The 17,710-nt window shown below is 35.6% G+C and carries 10 protein-coding genes; 8 read left to right on the top strand and 2 right to left on the bottom strand.

Annotated features, from left to right (window positions below):
* The 4 genes from brxC to brxL all read left to right on the top strand — a co-directional run bounded on the left by brxC (window position 1) and on the right by brxL (window position 11,843).
* Window positions 1–3,552: a BREX system P-loop protein BrxC gene (gene brxC / locus AC4EHB_RS05765; protein ID WP_490980892.1), complete on the top strand. Its 3,552-nt coding sequence runs from the start codon at window positions 1–3 to the stop codon at window positions 3,550–3,552.
* A gap of 15 nt (window positions 3,553–3,567) precedes the next feature.
* Window positions 3,568–7,056 (top strand): BREX-1 system adenine-specific DNA-methyltransferase PglX, encoded by a 3,489-nt coding sequence (gene pglX / locus AC4EHB_RS05760; protein ID WP_490980891.1) that lies wholly within the window; start codon window positions 3,568–3,570, stop codon window positions 7,054–7,056.
* A 154-nt stretch (window positions 7,057–7,210) separates the two neighbouring features.
* A complete protein-coding gene (gene pglZ, locus AC4EHB_RS05755; protein ID WP_490980890.1) occupies window positions 7,211–9,769 on the top strand; it encodes a BREX-1 system phosphatase PglZ type A in 2,559 nt (852 codons plus the stop codon).
* A gap of 16 nt (window positions 9,770–9,785) precedes the next feature.
* Entirely contained in the window at window positions 9,786–11,843 is a 2,058-nt protein-coding gene (gene brxL, locus AC4EHB_RS05750) for a protease Lon-related BREX system protein BrxL (protein ID WP_490980889.1), read from the top strand.
* A gap of 121 nt (window positions 11,844–11,964) precedes the next feature.
* Here brxL and AC4EHB_RS05745 read toward each other — a convergent pair whose 3' ends face one another.
* Complete coding sequence (locus AC4EHB_RS05745; RefSeq protein ID WP_490980888.1) at window positions 11,965–12,540, bottom strand: GIY-YIG nuclease family protein; 576 nt, start codon at window positions 12,538–12,540, stop codon at window positions 11,965–11,967.
* A gap of 336 nt (window positions 12,541–12,876) precedes the next feature.
* On the opposite strand from AC4EHB_RS05745, the gene AC4EHB_RS05740 reads away from it, so the two are divergent.
* From AC4EHB_RS05740 to AC4EHB_RS05725, 4 genes are all read left to right on the top strand, one after another.
* The gene (locus tag AC4EHB_RS05740; RefSeq protein ID WP_490980887.1) at window positions 12,877–13,653 is read left to right on the top strand and encodes a rolling circle replication-associated protein; all 777 of its coding nucleotides are present in this window, start codon (window positions 12,877–12,879) and stop codon (window positions 13,651–13,653) included.
* Entirely contained in the window at window positions 13,637–13,840 is a 204-nt protein-coding gene (locus AC4EHB_RS05735) for a helix-turn-helix domain-containing protein (RefSeq protein ID WP_490980886.1), read from the top strand. Before AC4EHB_RS05740 ends, AC4EHB_RS05735 begins: the two co-directional genes overlap by 17 nt.
* On the top strand, window positions 13,824–14,555 hold the full coding sequence (locus AC4EHB_RS05730) for a hypothetical protein (protein ID WP_490980885.1): 732 nt from the start codon (window positions 13,824–13,826) through the stop codon (window positions 14,553–14,555). The genes AC4EHB_RS05735 and AC4EHB_RS05730 overlap by 17 nt, the downstream gene beginning before the upstream one ends.
* A gap of 325 nt (window positions 14,556–14,880) precedes the next feature.
* Window positions 14,881–16,143 (top strand): hypothetical protein, encoded by a 1,263-nt coding sequence (locus tag AC4EHB_RS05725; protein ID WP_490980884.1) that lies wholly within the window; start codon window positions 14,881–14,883, stop codon window positions 16,141–16,143.
* A gap of 843 nt (window positions 16,144–16,986) precedes the next feature.
* Here the strand turns inward: AC4EHB_RS05725 and AC4EHB_RS05720 are convergent.
* Window positions 16,987–17,352, bottom strand: a complete 366-nt coding sequence (locus AC4EHB_RS05720; RefSeq protein WP_490981495.1) for a cyclic-phosphate processing receiver domain-containing protein — start codon at window positions 17,350–17,352, stop codon at window positions 16,987–16,989.
* Window positions 17,353–17,710 lie beyond the last annotated feature (358 nt).

The raw sequence follows: 17,710 nt of genomic DNA, 5'->3' as shown, positions 1-17,710 counted from the left end.
ATGTTAATAAAGGATATGTTTTTGAAAAATATAGAACGTGATATTCGTGGCGTTATCAAAGTGGCACAGACAAACGAAGATGATATTTATCAAGAGCTCGATGAGTACGTAGTGACACAAGAGTTGCACAAACATTTCTCCAAGTTTTATGACAATTACGCAAAGGGCATTGACGGCCACACCGATAAAATGGGGGTATGGGTCTCAGGATTCTTCGGATCCGGTAAATCACATTTCCTGAAAATATTGGCTTATCTATTAGCAAATCAAAAAGTAAAAGGCAGAGAACCAATTGAGTTCTTTAAAGAGAAAATAAAGGATCCTTTGGTCTATGCCAACATGAAGCGAACAGCAGAGGTCGAAACTGAAACTATTTTATTCAACATTGATTCAAAAGGCGGGCTTGATAATAAATCAAAAGAAGATGCGATTTTACGAGTCTTCATGAAAGTGTTTTACGAGCACAGAGGCTATTACGGCGATATCCCAGGGGTTGCCGAGATGGAGAAGTACTTGGACAAACAAGGGCAGTATGATGCGTTTAAAGCTGAATTTGAGGCGTTAGCAGGTGAGTCTTGGAAAGAGAGACGCAATAGCTTTTATTTTGATGCGGACTTTGTTATTGAAGCATTAACAAAGGTGATGGAGATGTCACCAGAATCAGCTCGGAACTGGTTTGAGCAAGGGGTAAACAATTTCGAAATCAGTATTGAAAAGTTTGCAAAGGATGTTAAAGAGTACATAGATGAAAAAGGGCAGAATTTCCATCTGGTATTCCTTGTTGATGAAATCGGTCAATATATTGGAGATAGCCGGAGTCTCATGCTCAATTTGCAGACGCTTGCAGAGGATTTAGGTACTCATGCACATGGGAAAGTCTGGATTATGGTAACATCGCAAGAAAGCATTGATTCCATCGTCAAGGTAAAAGGAGATGACTTTTCCCGCATCCAAGGCCGTTTTGATACAAGATTGTCATTGTCATCCATTTCCGTAGACGAAGTCATCAAAAAGCGGATTCTATCTAAACAAGGCTATGCACATGATAAATTAAAAGTATTGTTCCCAGAAAAAAGTGCTATTCTAAGAAACTTAATTAGTTTCCGAGAAAGTACAGCAGATCTTCGAAGCTTTGACAACGAGCAGGAATTTGCCGATGTCTATCCATTTATCCCTTATCAGTTCAAACTGCTTCAAAACGTCTTTGAGCAAGTAAGAAAACATGGCTCTTCAGGCAAACATTTGTCAGAAGGAGAACGTTCAATGCTTTCAGCCTTTAAAGAAGCAGGGATGCGATATAAAGATGCAGAGGAAGGAAAACTGGTCCCATTCTATGCTTTCTTTGACACGATAAAAGAATTTCTTAACCCAGCAGTATCCCGAGTCATTGAAGGAGCCAGTGTAAACCCAGCACTGAAAGAAGACACTTTCAATATTGAATTGTTGAAAGTACTATTCTTGGTGAAATATATCAAAGAACTTCCGGGAAATGTCGATAATATTGCAACGCTCATGGTCACTCATATTGATGAAGATAAGCTAGAGCTAAAAGAGAAAATCAATATTTCTTTGCGGAAGCTAATCCAGCAAACCTTGATTCAAAAGAATGGGGAATATTATCTTTTCTTAACAGATGATGAACAAGACATCAACCGAGAAATTAAAACCTTGAATATTGAAGAAGATCGGGTGAAAAAAGAATTAGCCGACTATGTTTTCCAAGGTCTTTATGAAGAAAAACGTTTCCGTTATTCTCCACAATATCTCTTCTCTTTTAATCAGAAGATGGATGAAAAAAATTATGGTAATCAAGTGTCTAGTATCGGAATGCAAATTTTGTCACCTCTTTCCGATCACTATCAAAAATCTGATCAAGAACTTATGATGGCGACAAGTGGCAGTGGGGAAATAATCATTAAACTCGGTGGTAATGAAACATACATCGAAGAAATTGAAGAAGCCTTGCGAATCGAAGAGTACCGTAAGAAAAAGAACGTAACTCAGCTTCCAGAAAACATTCAAAATATCTTGAACAATAAACAGGCTGAAGTACGTGAACGGAGACGAAGAGGCCAGGAACTACTGGAGTATGCTATTAAAGATGCATCGTTCTTTGTTAATGGAGAAAAAGTGGATATCAAAGGTTCGACAGTAAAGGAGAAAATCAATACTGCACTTAAGTTAGTGGTCGAGAACGTTTATACGAAACTTGGCTACATAAAAGAAAACTTGGAAAATGAGCGTGGGCTGATCACAATCCTAGCTTCCAACGACGATCAGATTTCATTCGATGACACATTGCAAACAAATCCAAATGAACTAGCGAAGAGAGAACTGATTGAATTTATCAGTCTCCAAGATGCAAGCAATAAGCAAATAAGAGTGAAATCTTTATACGACCGGTTCCAAGATAAGCCGTATGGCTGGAAACTGCTTGATATTGCGGCGCTGATAGCCCAGCTATTAAAAGAGCAGAGTATCCGTATCCGCTATAATGCCGAGTATATGGACCCAAGAGAGAATGTCCAGATGCTTGTGTCGATTTTTGCTAAAACAGCGGATGCGGATAAAGCGATTGTTTTAAAACGAAGCATTGTGAATCCAGCACTTATTCAGACTGCCAAAAGGGTCTGCAGAGACATCTTTAACAAAACCGATCTCGCTGATGATGAAGACGGATTGATTAAAGACATCCGGACGCTTATCGAAAAACAAATCATCGAAATCACTGGATTAAAGAGCCGTTACGAAGGCAGAAAATACCCAGGAATGAGTCTTCTAAATAAAGGGTTAGAGTATTTCAATCAATTTGATAACCGATTGGACAACGCTTCTTTCTTTACGAAATTGAAAGAGATGGAGGAGGACCTTGCTGATTGGGAGGAAGACGTCGCCTATGTAATAAGCTTTTTCAGTACGCAGCAGAAGGAAATATTCGATAATGGACTAAAGGGTCTAGGGAAATTTGATGAAAACAAAACGTATTTATCCGGGGAGGGAATAGAGGGAACTGTAGACAAGCTCCGTTCAATTGTATCGAATTCGATTCCTTATCGGAACATTAAAGACATTCCTGAACTGGTTCATATCTTGGATGAAAAAATTGAGGCAATTCTAGCTGAGAAAAAAGCTAATGCAAAAGAAAAACTGAAAGTGGACTTTGAAGAGCTATTTTCTCAAGCTGAGCAGTACGGAGTGTCAAAAGAAACAAGACAGCAAATTGAAACGTATTATCATCGATTGAATGAGAGTTTAGAAACATTTGTAGATATCTACAAGGTGGATGCCACTATTTCGCAAAGTACCTCCTTTAAAGAGAAGATAGAAAAACAGATCCGGAATGAGATTGCTGCCAGCAAGCCATCGACAATAGTCGTCGATCCTCCAGTCGGATCTGGACCTGCTATTCAAAAAGTTAGAATTAGAATAGCGGATCTTATACGAAAATCATCCTTAACAACAGAAGAAGAAGTCGAGCAATACACGAATGATTTATCTCGGAAGTTAAAAGAAATCATTAAATCAAATAAACACATAGAATTTATCGATTAAGTGGGGGAATAAATCTTGAATAAGTTGGCATTGAAAAGCTTCGCCACCAATGCAAGGAAAGAATTACTTGAACGGGTGGAACTTGAAGCACGAAAGATTGGTATTACTGTAGAGTCAATCCAAAAAGCACAAATTGAAAGCTCAGATGCTATCTTCATTGATGGCAAACGGCTTACAGAAAAAGAAAGAATCCAACGAAACAAACTGATCGCCCGTATTCGTGACATTGGTTTTGATAGAGTGATAGAAGAAGTAACTTACACTTGGTTTAACCGTTTTACAGCTCTCCGTTTCATGGAGGTAAATGATTATCTTCCAACAAAAGTCCGTGTTCTATCTTCTACTAATCAAGATAGTACTGAACCGGATATGATGAAGGAAGCCCTGTCGCTCAATTTAGACTTAGATAAAGAATTTGTTTATGAGCTGAAACTGAACAATAATAATGAAGAACTATTCAAGTATTTGATTATTAAACATTGTAATGATTTGAATCGTTATATGCCATTTATGTTTGAAACGATTGACGACTACACAGAAATCTTATTTCCAAAAGGTTTATTGGCTACAGAATCATGTATTCGTAAAATGACAGACACTGCTATAATTCCGGAAAAAGACTGGAAGAAAATCGAAATTATTGGTTGGCTTTATCAATATTACATTACTGAAGAAAAAGATCGGATTTTTGCTAACTTAAAAAAGAATATAAAAATCACAAAAGATACGTTACCAGCAGCTACCCAATTGTTTACTCCAAATTGGATTGTTAAATATATGGTTGAGAACTCTTTAGGTCGTGTATGGCTAGAAAGTTATCCTGAAAGCAGTTTAAAGGAAAATTGGAAATACTATTTAGATGAAGATAAGCAAGATTCTAATGTATTTAAGCAACTTGAAGAAATACGATATAACAATGTTAATCCTGAAGAGATTAAATTCCTTGACCCAAGTTGTGGTAGTGGTCATATTCTCGTTTATGCATTTGATATTTTCTATGATATGTATTTAGAAAAAGGTTACATAGAGAATGAAATACCAAAATTAATATTAGAAAAAAACTTATTTGGATTAGAAGTGGATAATCGTGCAGCTCAATTAGCTTCATTTGCCCTTATGATGAAAGCCAGAGAAAAATCTCGTAGAATCTTTAGACAGTCAATTCAATTGAACATCTGTGCAATTGAAGAAAGTAACTGGCTTACAAAAGATATGATAACAATTGTTGCTAATAATGATTTGGAAATTCAAAATATGCTTTATTTAATTCAAAGTAATTTTCTAAATGCAAAAGAATACGGTTCATTATTAAATCCTCATTCAACGAATGAAAAACTGATTTACCAAAGCTTGCTAGATTATTTAGAGCGTGAAGCTGATCTTTTAGAAATGCTAGATAGAGAAATTATAGAGGAGAAATTACCGCTTTTATTAAAACAAACTTCATTATTAAGTAATAAATATGATATTGTCTGTACAAATCCCCCTTATATGGGCAGGGGTGGAATGAATCCTTATCTTACAAGTTTTCTGGATGAAAACTATCCAGATTCTAAAGGTGATTTATTCGCTGCATTTATCGAAAAAGGATTTGAACTTACAAAAGAATCAGGATTCAACAGTATGGTAACTATGCAATCATGGATGTTTTTATCAATTTATGAAAAAATGAGAAAAAAAATAATTGATCAAAAAACTATTTCTTCATTATTACATATGGAGAATATGGTTATGGGAATTGCATTTGGTACTGCTGCAACAGTTTTTAGGAATATAAAAATAGATCAATATAAAGGAATATATACAGAAATTAAATATAAGGATATTCAATTAAACGAATATCCTCCGAAATTCCCCATAAAAGAAAATAGATATGGTTTAATTCCAGGAACAAATTTTAGTAAAATACCTGGAAGTACTATTGCATATTGGCTTGATAATAAGCTTATAGATAGTTTTGCTAACGATAAAAAAGTAAAAGAATTCGGAGAAGCAAAAAGTGGATTACAAACTGGAAACAATGATTTGTTTTTACGACAATGGTTCGAAGTGGATTACAATAAAATAGCATTTGATATGAAAAGTAAACCTCAGTTTCTTGAATCTGAAAAAAAATGGATCCCTCAAATTAAGGGGGGATCTTACCGAAAGTGGTATGGTAATTTTGACTATATTGTAGATTGGGAGAATGACGGTTCTGAAATTAAAAAAGGTAGTGGATGTCGATTAAATGCAATGGCCAATGATAAGTATTATTTTATAGAAGGTCTTACTTGGTCTCATACTACGTCAGGAGGATTTGGAGCAAGATACTTACCTACCGGTCATTTATTTAATGTCGAAGCACCTACACTTTTTCCTTTCTTATCTAACCAAAAAAATTATTTGTTAGCATTTTTAAATTCAAAAATTGCAAAAGAAAATTTAAGTGCTATGAATGCAACAATACATTTTCTAGTCGGAGACATTTTAAAATTACCATTAAAAGTTGAAAATAAAGTTATTGAAAGAATTGATGAAATAGTACAGGAGAATATAAATATATCTCAATATGATTGGAATAATTTTGAAGTCTCATGGGAGTTTGTAAATAATCCTTTATTGAGACATTCAACAAAATCTATTGAATCGTCTTTTGTAAAACAAAAGGAAATTATGGAATGGAAATTCAACCAAGTCAAGTCAAATGAAGAAGAAATAAATGAAATGTTTAATAGCATCTATGGTTTGCAAGATAAATTTTCGCCGGAAATTAGCGAAAAAGAAGTTACTATAAGAAAAGCTGATTTAGAGAGGGATATTAGAAGTTTTATATCTTATGCAATAGGATGTTCTTTTGGTCGCTATTCGCTTGATAAAGAAGGGATAATCTATGCTGGAGGAAGCTTCTTTCATTCCGATTATAAAAAGTTTGCAGTAGCTCCTGACAATATCATCCCAGTATTACCAGGAGCTTATTTTGAAGACGATATTGTTACAAAATTTATTGAATTTGTGCAAGTAGTATTTGGCGAAGAAATGCTTGAAGAGAACCTTGTTTTTGTAGGAAAGGCAATTGGACAAAAAAAGAATGAAACAGCTAGAGAGACGTTGCGTCGTTATTTCCTAAATGATTTTTATAAAGATCATTTGCAAGTATATAAAAAGAGACCGATATACTGGCTGTTCACTTCTGGCAAGGAAAAAGCATTTAACTGTCTCATTTATATGCACCGCTACGATAAAACAACACTTTCTCGTATTCGTACCGACTATTTGCATGAGGTTCAAATTCGTATGGATGCTGAGAAGAAGGATTTACTAAACATCATTGAAGGAGACTCTACAACGAAAGAAATTAGCAACGCTAAGAAAGAATTGAAGTCACTCGACAAAAAAATCGATGAGCTGAAAGCTTACGATGAAAAGTTGCATCATATGGCTGATATGCAAATTGAAATTGATCTGAATGATGGTGTAGCTCTGAACTATGCGAAGTTCGAAGGACTTGTAACGAAAATTTAAACAATGATAGGGTTTTATCATTAAGGGCATGTTTTAGAGCGGTAAAAATACAGACAAATGTGTATCAGTGCGGACAACAATCGAAAGCGGGATGCATAGACAATGGTCGGTGCATCCTCATTTTGCAACAGATTTTTGAAAGTTGGTGTAAAGAATGGACATTAGTCAAATCGTGACTACTTTAACTGAAATTTTCAATGATTCATCAAAAGACGGTGAACAGCGAAAACTTGTATTCTGGGTAGACAAAGACAATGAATTTACAGAAGAAATTAACGAACTGATGATTGGCGATGTAAAAGTTCATATACTAACCAATCACAACCAGTTTTTCACAAAGTATTTGTTAGAAGAAGAGGATCCAACATCTTCGTATTTAATTTACACAAATACAGAATTGGAATTGGAGAACAACTGGTTAGCAGACACCGTGCTGTATTCAAAGACTTTTTATGCCGAACGGGTATCGCTGTTAATGAATGACCTTAAAATTGACTCATCGTTACGGGCAGTTGTTAAGAAATATGAACGTTTTTTCAACAACAAGGATCGATACAGAAAGTTCCAAGCACTGGGGATTGAAACCTATTCAGAGGAAACAATCGAACTTTCTATCATGAGTGTGCTTTGCAATTTAAAAACACTCGACTTTGAAGCAGTGTTAAAAATAGTGCTGATGAATGGGCTGCAGGATGCTGAAAATAAGTACTTAAATCTCTTTGAGCGATTCTTTGATTTGACTGTATTTTGGGCAAACGTGGCGATTCAGTACGGTTACAAACGAGATGAAAAGACATTGAAGACTTTAATGATTCATTTAGCTGTTACGGCATTCAGCCATTCAGTAAATGAAGATCATTTGATGAGCTTAAAAGGATATATTGCAGAACGAAGCAAGACAAATTCATTGGTCTTCATCGATCACTGGATGCACCATAAAACAGATTACAAAGTTTTTGATGAATATGCTGAGATGGTCGAACATGAAGTTCAAATTTCTCAAATCCTGCAATCTCTTCCAGTGAAAGAATTTAAACAGGCAGATGTTTTCCCCTACGTGGACCGTGCTATTATTATTTATATCGCAAATAGCTTAGTGGAGAAACTCGAAGATTATCAAGAATATACAAAGATGATCAATCTAAGAAGAGTAAAGCACTTCCATGAGAAGTACGCCTCTGTTTATGAAGCACTTTACTATACAGTGAAAATGCATGAGTTCTATAAAGAGCATCGCCAAGGCATTCCACAAGGCCGAGCCATTAATTTATATGAGTCCTATGTTAATGAGTATTATCAGATGGATACTTTTTATCGCAAGTTTTATGTGGCGTATGACCAGGAAAATAATCACGAATTATTGAAGAAATTGAAAGTGCTCGTTGAAAATCTTTATTCAAATTGGTTTATGGGAGACATAAGTTCACATTGGTCCCAGTCTGTAGATGCAGAAATGACGAAGGAGTGGTCTCTTCCTGGCGTTACCAACCAACAAAACTTTTATTCATCTGTAATCACTTCGCATATCAGCAAAAGTGAACGAGCTTTTGTAATCGTCTCGGATGCCATGCGGTATGAAGTTGGAGTTGAATTAGCTGAGCGGTTAAATTCTGAAACAATTGGTAGTTGTGCTGTTCAAACCTTGCTGAGCGTGGTGCCATCTGTCACAAAGTTGGGAATGGCTTCCCTGTTGCCACATCGAAATATTGATTTTGATGCAACTGGACGTGTATTAGTTAATGGTAGAGATTCAGCGGGAATTGAAAATCGTAAAAAGATCATCGAGTCGGAAGTAGCCGAAAGCATCGCAGTACATTATCAAGAAGTCTTGGCAATGAATAAGGCGGGCCGACGTGAAACTTTCAAGGGCAAAAAGCTTATATACTTTTATCATGACACAATTGATGCAATGGGCGATAAGGCTGCCACAGAAATATACACTTTTAATGCTGTGGAGACAGCCTTAAATCAACTTACTGATTTAGTGAGGATCATTCGAGATGAATTAAGTGGATCTAACATCTACATTACTTCAGACCATGGCTTCCTTTATCAGCGAGACTCATTGGAAGAATCAGATAAGATGGAGAAAGAGCAGATGAATGCTGTTGAAGTGAAACGCCGTTACATGCTCTCTAAGGAACAGCGAGAGGTTTCCGGACAGCTGGCTATCGACCTATCATCGATAGTAAAAAACGAACAGCAGTTGACAGCTTACGTACCGAATGCCACGATTCGCTATCGCATGCAGGGGGCAGGAGTAAACTTTGTTCATGGAGGAGCAAGTCTGCAAGAAGTTGTAGTTCCACTGCTGACTTTCAAAAATAAGCGGGTAGGACAAAAAGGATCGCAAGCCATTCAAAAAGTGGATATAAGATTGACGAATACTACACGAAAAATCACAAATAGTATTTTCAATTTAGAGTTCTTCCAAACAGAAAAGGTTGGAGAAAAAGTTGTCTCTCGGAAAGTCGTCATATTTATGGCAGATGAAGGAGGTACTGTACTATCTAATGAGGAAACAATTATTGGGGACCGTCCATTCGACAATCCAGCAGACCGAACATTTAAATTACGGTTTGTTTTGAAAAGCATTTCTTATGAAAGAACCAAAACCTATTATTTGATGATTAAAGATGCAGAAACAGGTATTGTCACAGAGCAAGTACCATTTTCCATAAACTTAGGCATCGTCAGCGATTTTGATTTTTAAGTGAGGAGCAATGTGAATGAATGAACGTATTGACGAAGCAAAAACCTTAGATCTCGACAAAAAGCTGAATGATGTTTTTGCTGGCCGTGTCGTCCGAAAAGATTTGACAAAGCTTATTAAAGAGGGCGCAAATGTACCTGTCTACGTACTTGAATATTTGCTTGGCATGTATGCTGCAACTGATGATGAAGAAAGTATACGTGAAGGTGTAGATCGGGTAAAGAAGATTCTTTCGGATAACTTTGTACGGCCTGATGAAGCAGAAAAGATTAAGTCACGTATTCGGGAAATGGGACAGTATTCAATAATAGACAAGGTATCTGTAGTTTTAAATCCAAAGCTGGATATCTATGAAGCAGAATTCTCAAATCTGGGTTTAAAAGGAGTACCAGTTGGCTCTAACTTTGTTAAAGAATTCGATAAGTTGTTAGTGGGTGGAATCTGGTGCATGGTGAAGATTGACTACTATTATGACGAAGAGGCCAGAAGTAATAATCCTTTTAGCGTAAGCAGCTTGCAGCCGATACAGATGCCGAATATGGACATCAACGAAGTATTCGAAGGACGAAAGCAATTTACAAAGGACGAGTGGATCGATGTGTTGATCCGTTCTACGGGTATGGAACCAACGCAGTTGGAGGATCGAGTTAAGTGGCATCTATTGTTGCGTCTCGTACCTTTAGTTGAGAACAACTATAATATGTGCGAGCTAGGTCCACGTGGAACAGGGAAATCACATGTATATAAGGAAATCTCTCCAAACTCCATCCTAGTATCGGGTGGCCAATCAACTGTTGCTAACCTTTTTTATAATATGACGACACGTAAAATTGGACTTGTCGGTATGTGGGATTGTGTAGCATTTGATGAAGTGGCAGGTATTCGCTTTAAAGATAATGATGGAATTCAAATTATGAAAGACTATATGGCCTCTGGTTCCTTTGCCCGGGGAAAAGAAGAGAAGAATGCGAGTGCTTCAATGGTTTTCGTAGGAAATATCAATCAAAGTGTTGATGTATTGTTGAAAACTTCTCATCTCTTCGCACCATTCCCGGAAGAAATGGCTAATGATACGGCTTTCTTTGACCGGATGCATTATTATATGCCAGGGTGGGAAATTCCGAAAATGCGCCCGGATTTCTTTACTGATAAATATGGATTTATTGTTGATTACATTGCTGAGTTTTTCCGAGAAATGCGGAAGCGGTCGTTTGCTGATTCAATTGACCGGTATTTCAAGTTAGGCAACAATTTAAATCAGCGGGATACCATCGCAGTACGGAAGACAGTATCAGGTATGGTGAAACTAATTTATCCAAATGGAGAATACACTAAAGCTGATATTGAAGAAATTCTTCGATATGCATTAGAAGGCCGTCGTCGTGTCAAAGAACAGCTTAAGAAAATCGGCGGCATGGAGTTTTACGATGTAATGTTCTCTTATTTGGATAAAGAATCTATGGAAGAAGAGCACGTCTCTGTCCCAGAACAAGGCGGAGGCAAACTGATTCCAGAGGGAATGGGCAAGCCAGGGCATGTTTATGTAGTCGGACACGGGCACTCAGGGATGATTGGTGTCTATAAGCTTGAAAACCAGGTCGTAAGTGGAACTGGGAAGTTCGACAAGTCAGGTGTCAGCTCATCAAGAGAAACTCGAGAAAGCTTAGATACGGCTTTCCGTTACTTCACAGCAAATAGTAAAAGCATCAGCAATACAATCGCTATCAAAACAAAAGATTATTTGATGCATATTAGTGACTTGCAAGGTATTGGATTAACAAATGAGTTGGCTATTGCGGAATTGATCGGGCTGTGTTCTGGAGCACTGGACAAGCCAGTACAAGAGAGTACCGTCGTTATCGGCAATATGACTGTAGGCGGAACCATTGCTAAGATAGAAGAGTTCGCCAATGTTTTACAAGTTTGCGTTGATGCTGGTGCAAAGAAAGTGTTGATTCCGGCATCGGCTGTTATGGATTTACAAACAGTGCCACCAGATTTACTAGTGAAAGTACAACCAGTGTTTTACTCAGATCCGATTGATGCAGTTTATAAAGCATTAGGAGTATCATAACTTATCAATCATATATTTTAAGAGCAGGTGCTTAGAAACTAGCGCCTGCTCTTTTTTGTTTGCAGTGATATATATAAAATTAAAAGTCAGAATTAACTTTTAAATTATTTAACACCATCTTTTATCTTAAGAGTTCTCTTACAAAATAGAAGTTTTCCAGAGCCTTTTTAGTTCGAAATTTCTGTTTAGATCGTTCGTCTCGTATAACAGCTCTAGCATTTAAAAGGTATGGTGTATTCACCAACACATGATATGTTTCGTTCTCATAACTCCTATGTTCTGAGCATTCGAACCAAGTAAACATAAAACATTGTACTTCTGTAACTGTAAGAAGCTCATAAAACCACTTAGGATGAATGTTATATTCCTTACTATAGTGAGAAACGGTACTTAAATTGCCCTTTTCAGCTGCTTTTAGATGAGATATTAAACGTTTTCTCACATCTCCGCTTCCGATGTAGACCGGTACTAATAAATTACGAGATGAAATCCATAATAAAACAATGTACACACCAATGGAATTTCTAGAAACGGACTTTGTAATTTCTTCAGCAGTAAGCTTTAAAGCCGGCGCATACATAGGCAAACCTGAAAAACTAGGTAAAAGACAACTATGTGGAGACGGGGTTGGCAAGGTATCAGGAAATAGAGGAGGGAAAACCAACTGATAATCATATTGACCATTGTTAGTAGGCATAATAACAACTCCTTTTATTTAAATGATAGCGATGTAATGCACCTCATACCAGCAAAATGTCCGGAAATTGGCGCATTTTTGAGTAATCTTCAGTAATTTTAAGTGCCAAGTGAAATTCGCTGCAGTATTGATCTATATGGGATATATGTGGAGTCTTACTGGTTCAAGCGCAATTTTACTTCAGAAGGCCATTTAAAATACAATTAACACATGAACAAGTAGTAAAAACCACACCCGGGCAGCAAAGTTCATATAAGTACAGTACTTAGTAATTAACTTGATAAATAGTGATTAATTTGACGAAAGTAATTACTATCTCAAAAGGAGCAAACAACCATGGAGCATTCATATACAAAAGCAGTAATCAGTCACAGGAACATTGAAATAACACATCAACGCTATCGGTCCAATATGGGCAAAATATCATCTTCTGGAGGACACACATCACTCCCAAACACTGATTCAGAAAGCTTAGAAGTCAATAAGAAGACTAGTATTAAAAGAGCTCAGAAAAACCTTAAAAGGTTGTTCGAATGTAACTTTACAGATACTTATGCGTTCTTAACATTAACTTTTGATACTTCTACAGCAACTGATTTAACAAATATCAGTGTATGCCAAAAAAAGTTTAATGACTTTAAAAAGAGGCTTGCTTACTATACAGAGAAGAATCATTTACCCGATTTTCAATATATCGCAGTTATGGAGTTTCAGGATCAAAACCGAAAAGGAGCTATTCATTTTCATATGATTAGTAATTTGACAGAGATCTCGAATTCGGTTTTAAAGGATCTTTGGCAAAATGGTTATGTACACCGAGCCATCGTTAATTCCGATATAACTGAAAACAAAAAAATAGCCTCTTATCTAAGCAAAGGAATTGCCGATGAAAGGCTTGCAGGAAAGAAAAAGTACTACCATTCAAGAAATCTAAAAAAGCCTCTTATACTAGAAATAGTGGAAGTAGAGGAGTTTTATAAAACAATGAATAACTGTCAATCGACATTTATTACTGGCGGAGCTTATATGAGTCCATTCAGTGGGGAAACAAGATATGAAAACTACTATATTAAACATCCAAAGGAGCTTATAAATTATGTACAAAACTTATAACGAATACCCGGACGTATTAAATGTTTCAGATATCCAGGAACTTCTTGGAATAGGAAGAAAACAAGCGTATGAATTGGTTCACTCTGAACAATTTCATGTAATTAAAGTGGGGAAAAGGATTAAAGTATCCAAAAATATTCTAATTAACTGGATTGAAGGAGGAAATAATTATGCACTCAGTAACTAAACTAATCGATTGTGGTGGGACCGTACTTTTATATGAATCAAAAAATAAAAGTACAGGTGTTAATGATAATAAAATTGAGAATCTCAGAGTTTCTTTACTAACAAACTTTGTAACTGATCAATTTTTAGCAGTATTTCACTTAAAGATATCATTAAGCGAGTATGGAGGAGTTAAAGAAAAACTACAGCAATTTCTTAATGAACTTAAAAGTTCAAGTGGCTTAAAGGACATTAGGTACATGGCTGTAGCTCATCCTTCTCAATCTAAGGAAAGTGACTATGCAATGATATACCTTGTAACAAATATAGAAGTATCTGCATTAGCAGCTTTGGTAAACAATGAGGTTTTAGAAGAGCTGAAAGAGGCATACTTTGAAAACCTATGGAAGGATGAGCTTTCTATAGATGTTTATACAGGAAAGCAGTTATTAGAAACTTTCACTACTGCGTATGAGGAGGGCTTGAAATCAAGCGTTTTTGAAGAGATGCCTATCAAATTTAGAAAAAATTTAAAGTCTCCGCAAGTTCTTTATGATGAAGAGGCAAATGAATACATGAAAAAAGAAAAAGTACTCAACTATCCATATTTCAGAAGTGAAGAGTTTTTTTCAAATAAAGCAGGATACCACACACTATATGAATACTCTCAATATGGATACTTCCATGATCCTATTACCTACCCTGGGAGCGAGGAGGAATTTGATATGTACAAGTAACATTGCGGAATTACCTAAGGTTTAAAAAAGAGCTCATTTAAAGAGCTTTTTTTTATTTGGTTTTATAATATTATGTCATCATCATACAAGAAGAGTTGTCCTCTCCAATAGCCGGAGGCTTCTTTAAAGGATCATATGTGATATTACCATTAACCTTTAATTAGTATGAGCAGAATAAAAATTATATGAATCCATTTGGTGGTAGATTTATATTTCAATGCTTACTATTCTTCTCATAAGACTTATGTTAAAAATAGATGTATAAAAACTTCATTGATTCCTGTGTATAATAAACCTAAATGAAAAGACAGAGGGGATAGCTTAAATGTCAGAAGACAAAATGTTAAAGACCTTAAATGAAACCAATGAAATTGTTCTTTCTAACCCTATCTGCGATAAACTTGTTTTAAGAAAAGTAACTGATGATAAATTGGAAGCAAAGAAAAAATACAAGGAAGTTTTTATATCTGATGTGTCAATGATAGGAGGTAACGTTTCACAGACGGCATTGCAGGTTGCTAATCAAGGAATGACTTTAGCTGAAATTGCAAAACAAGCACCTAATGGATTATTTACTGCAACTGCTAATCCCGCCAATCTATCTAAATTTGCTAATGGAACTACAACGACAATGGTGCGAGACGCGTCTGGACATTTAGTCGAGCACGCTGGCTTTGCAGACATTGGTTTAAGTGTTTCAGTAAACCCACAACTTATTCTTTCAGCAGGAATGCAAGCTATGTCAGCTATTTCAGGAACCTATTATTTGCATAAACTTAATACTCAAATTAAAGATTTGGAAACGCAACTAGAAAATCTTCAACATTTTCATCATGATGCAAACATTGGGCGTTTACTTGCAATTAAAAAGAGGGTGTCTGAATTTGCCAATAGAGATTTTTTTGATACTACTAATTTATCTGCTATTAGTAACTATAAAGATACTGCAGATGCAATTCATGAAGAATATATGTTTCGTTTAATAAGACAAAAAAAGAAATTGAACTTGGAAATTAATGAAAAAACAGAGGAACAGAAACTTCAAGATATTAATTTCACAATGGAGGTCGCACTTGAGGCTAATAAATTATCTTTGTTTGCAGAGCTAATTGAGATTCGAACAAAAATAAAGACCGGTAGTCAAATAGAAATTATCAATGATTCAATAAAGCAATTAAAACAAAATTATGCTAATAGCTTTTATCATAATAGCGACATAGAAGTTGAGAAGATCTATGCAGAAAGACAGTACCTGAGTAGTAAGGAATTGGTAGAAAAAAAGAAAAAATTTTTAGAATCAGTTGATGATATAAAAGAATTAAATTATCTTACTGGTTGGGAAAAGCTAGGGGTGGGAATTAATATCGGTAAAAATTATTGGAATGGCAATAAACTCAAAAAAAGAATTAAGTTAGAAAAAGAATATCTGAGCACAGTCAAAACAGGTATAAAGCAAAACAAAGAGAGCGATGGAATTGGCAATATTATTGACATGTTCTTTGAATTGCCTCATAAAGAAACAGAAATTCTTTATATTCCTGCTGAAAATAACAAACAAAGGGTATTTGTGCTAATTGAAGACAATTAAGAAGAACTTATGGATATGCAATTTAAGACTTCAAGATTAGCTTGTTGGTTTTTTGATTTGAAAATAGAGGTAATGAAATGAGATTGTTGACTTTAAGAAGTATAATCAAACCATTGGATAATATAAATCAGGCTTTAACGGTTTACCTGTTCTGAATTTATGATGAGTAATTGATACAAATAAGATCGTTGGAAGAGAGGGCCCTCTACCTATGTATAAAGGGCCTTTAGAGTAGCAATATCATGTAAGGGGCAGTGGATGGATCTATTAACACAAGCTAACATAAGAGATTTCAGTGTCCTAATTCGTTGAAGGTCAGAGAACTTTATTCTTCAATGAAGCGGCAAGTAATTGAATTAGTATAAATGTTACTGACACAGTGCTTAGTCTCCAAGAAATATATAAAAGTCACCCTGCTTATTTTGAATTAATGACTCTTGACTGAACTTTCTTTAAAGGAGACAGCTACCATATTGAAGATTTCAAATTGCTTCACAAAAAAACTTTTAACATTTATTGCTCACAATTCGACCTAATGAGGTAACAACTTAGGTTAGGAATGAGATAATAGCTGAAGCGATACCAGATAGAATAATGCATAACACATACCAAATCATGATTGATGGTAAAGTATTAATGTGGTTAAGACAGGGAATAGTTGTTTATCTTATGATCAATATTTAAATAGAAAACCCTACAGCAAAACTACCAGTGCTGTAGGGTTTTTATATAATTAGCAAAGTGCTTGACGTTAGTTGGTAAAATTGGGTAACAATATTGATGCTATCAATTTTATGCTGTAGTTGATGCCCGTGGCGTCTCTATTTCATGACCAAGTTGTATTTAAGCTCCCGAATACTTATTCTTAGTGATAGGATAGTGGTAAATCTCAATATCTTCACTTATGAATCCTCTTCTTTGTGCACCTTTTAATGTATGGTACATATTTTCACGTCCTACGCCATTATCTGTGTGCAAGTAAATTTTGTTGGCGTAATATCCTCTTTCGCAGAAAAGTTTCACTAAGTCATAGCCAGTCGGTAAAAGGTTTCCTGAATCGTCCTCTCCCAAATCATGGTCTAAAGTCATTATTCTTACTGTATAGTTTTCTAAATAATATATCGCTTCCTCGATATTCCTAGCTAATACAAACCCTTCTGGACAATCTCTCAAATCATCTAAATACAAATTGATTTCTTCTTTCAAAATAATCACCTCTTCCGTTTCGATTTCGATTCGACTTGAATATTGTATGATTCTTTGTGAAGCAAGACACTGGCGTATTAAAGGTTTCTATAATTCGTCAATGCTTAACGTACAAATCTAACAATCGAGCGAGAAGGGCGGAATAGTATGTTCGTATTTAAAAGAATATACAAAGGTCCTTTTCTGCAGCTGTGATCCTGGTAACAATTGTTTTTATTTTATACAAAAATAGTTGACCTCTATATCAAAGTTTTAAAATCGTAAGTCATATTATGGTTATTCTAAGGCCAATATTTATTTCTGTCTACCCAACTTGTTATTGTAATGATTTAGAGGGGGGGGCACCGAACTTCAGTAAATG

The sequence above is a fragment of the Planococcus sp. TJ-302 genome, from assembly GCF_058268455.1.
Note: the sequence above shows the minus strand (reverse complement) of the source record. Positions and strands in the feature narration are given on the sequence as shown.

Bases quoted from the DNA above. Each gene is read 5' to 3' on its own strand.
- brxC (WP_490980892.1), top strand. From the start codon at position 1: ATGTTAATAAAGGATATGTTTTTGAAAAATATAGAACGTGATATTCGT.
- pglZ (WP_490980890.1), top strand. From the start codon at position 7,211: ATGGACATTAGTCAAATCGTGACTACTTTAACTGAAATTTTCAATGAT.
- brxL (WP_490980889.1), top strand. From the start codon at position 9,786: ATGAATGAACGTATTGACGAAGCAAAAACCTTAGATCTCGACAAAAAG.
- AC4EHB_RS05745 (WP_490980888.1), bottom strand. From the start codon at position 12,540: ATGCCTACTAACAATGGTCAATATGATTATCAGTTGGTTTTCCCTCCT.
- AC4EHB_RS05740 (WP_490980887.1), top strand. From the start codon at position 12,877: ATGGAGCATTCATATACAAAAGCAGTAATCAGTCACAGGAACATTGAA.
- AC4EHB_RS05735 (WP_490980886.1), top strand. From the start codon at position 13,637: ATGTACAAAACTTATAACGAATACCCGGACGTATTAAATGTTTCAGAT.
- AC4EHB_RS05730 (WP_490980885.1), top strand. From the start codon at position 13,824: ATGCACTCAGTAACTAAACTAATCGATTGTGGTGGGACCGTACTTTTA.
- AC4EHB_RS05725 (WP_490980884.1), top strand. From the start codon at position 14,881: ATGTCAGAAGACAAAATGTTAAAGACCTTAAATGAAACCAATGAAATT.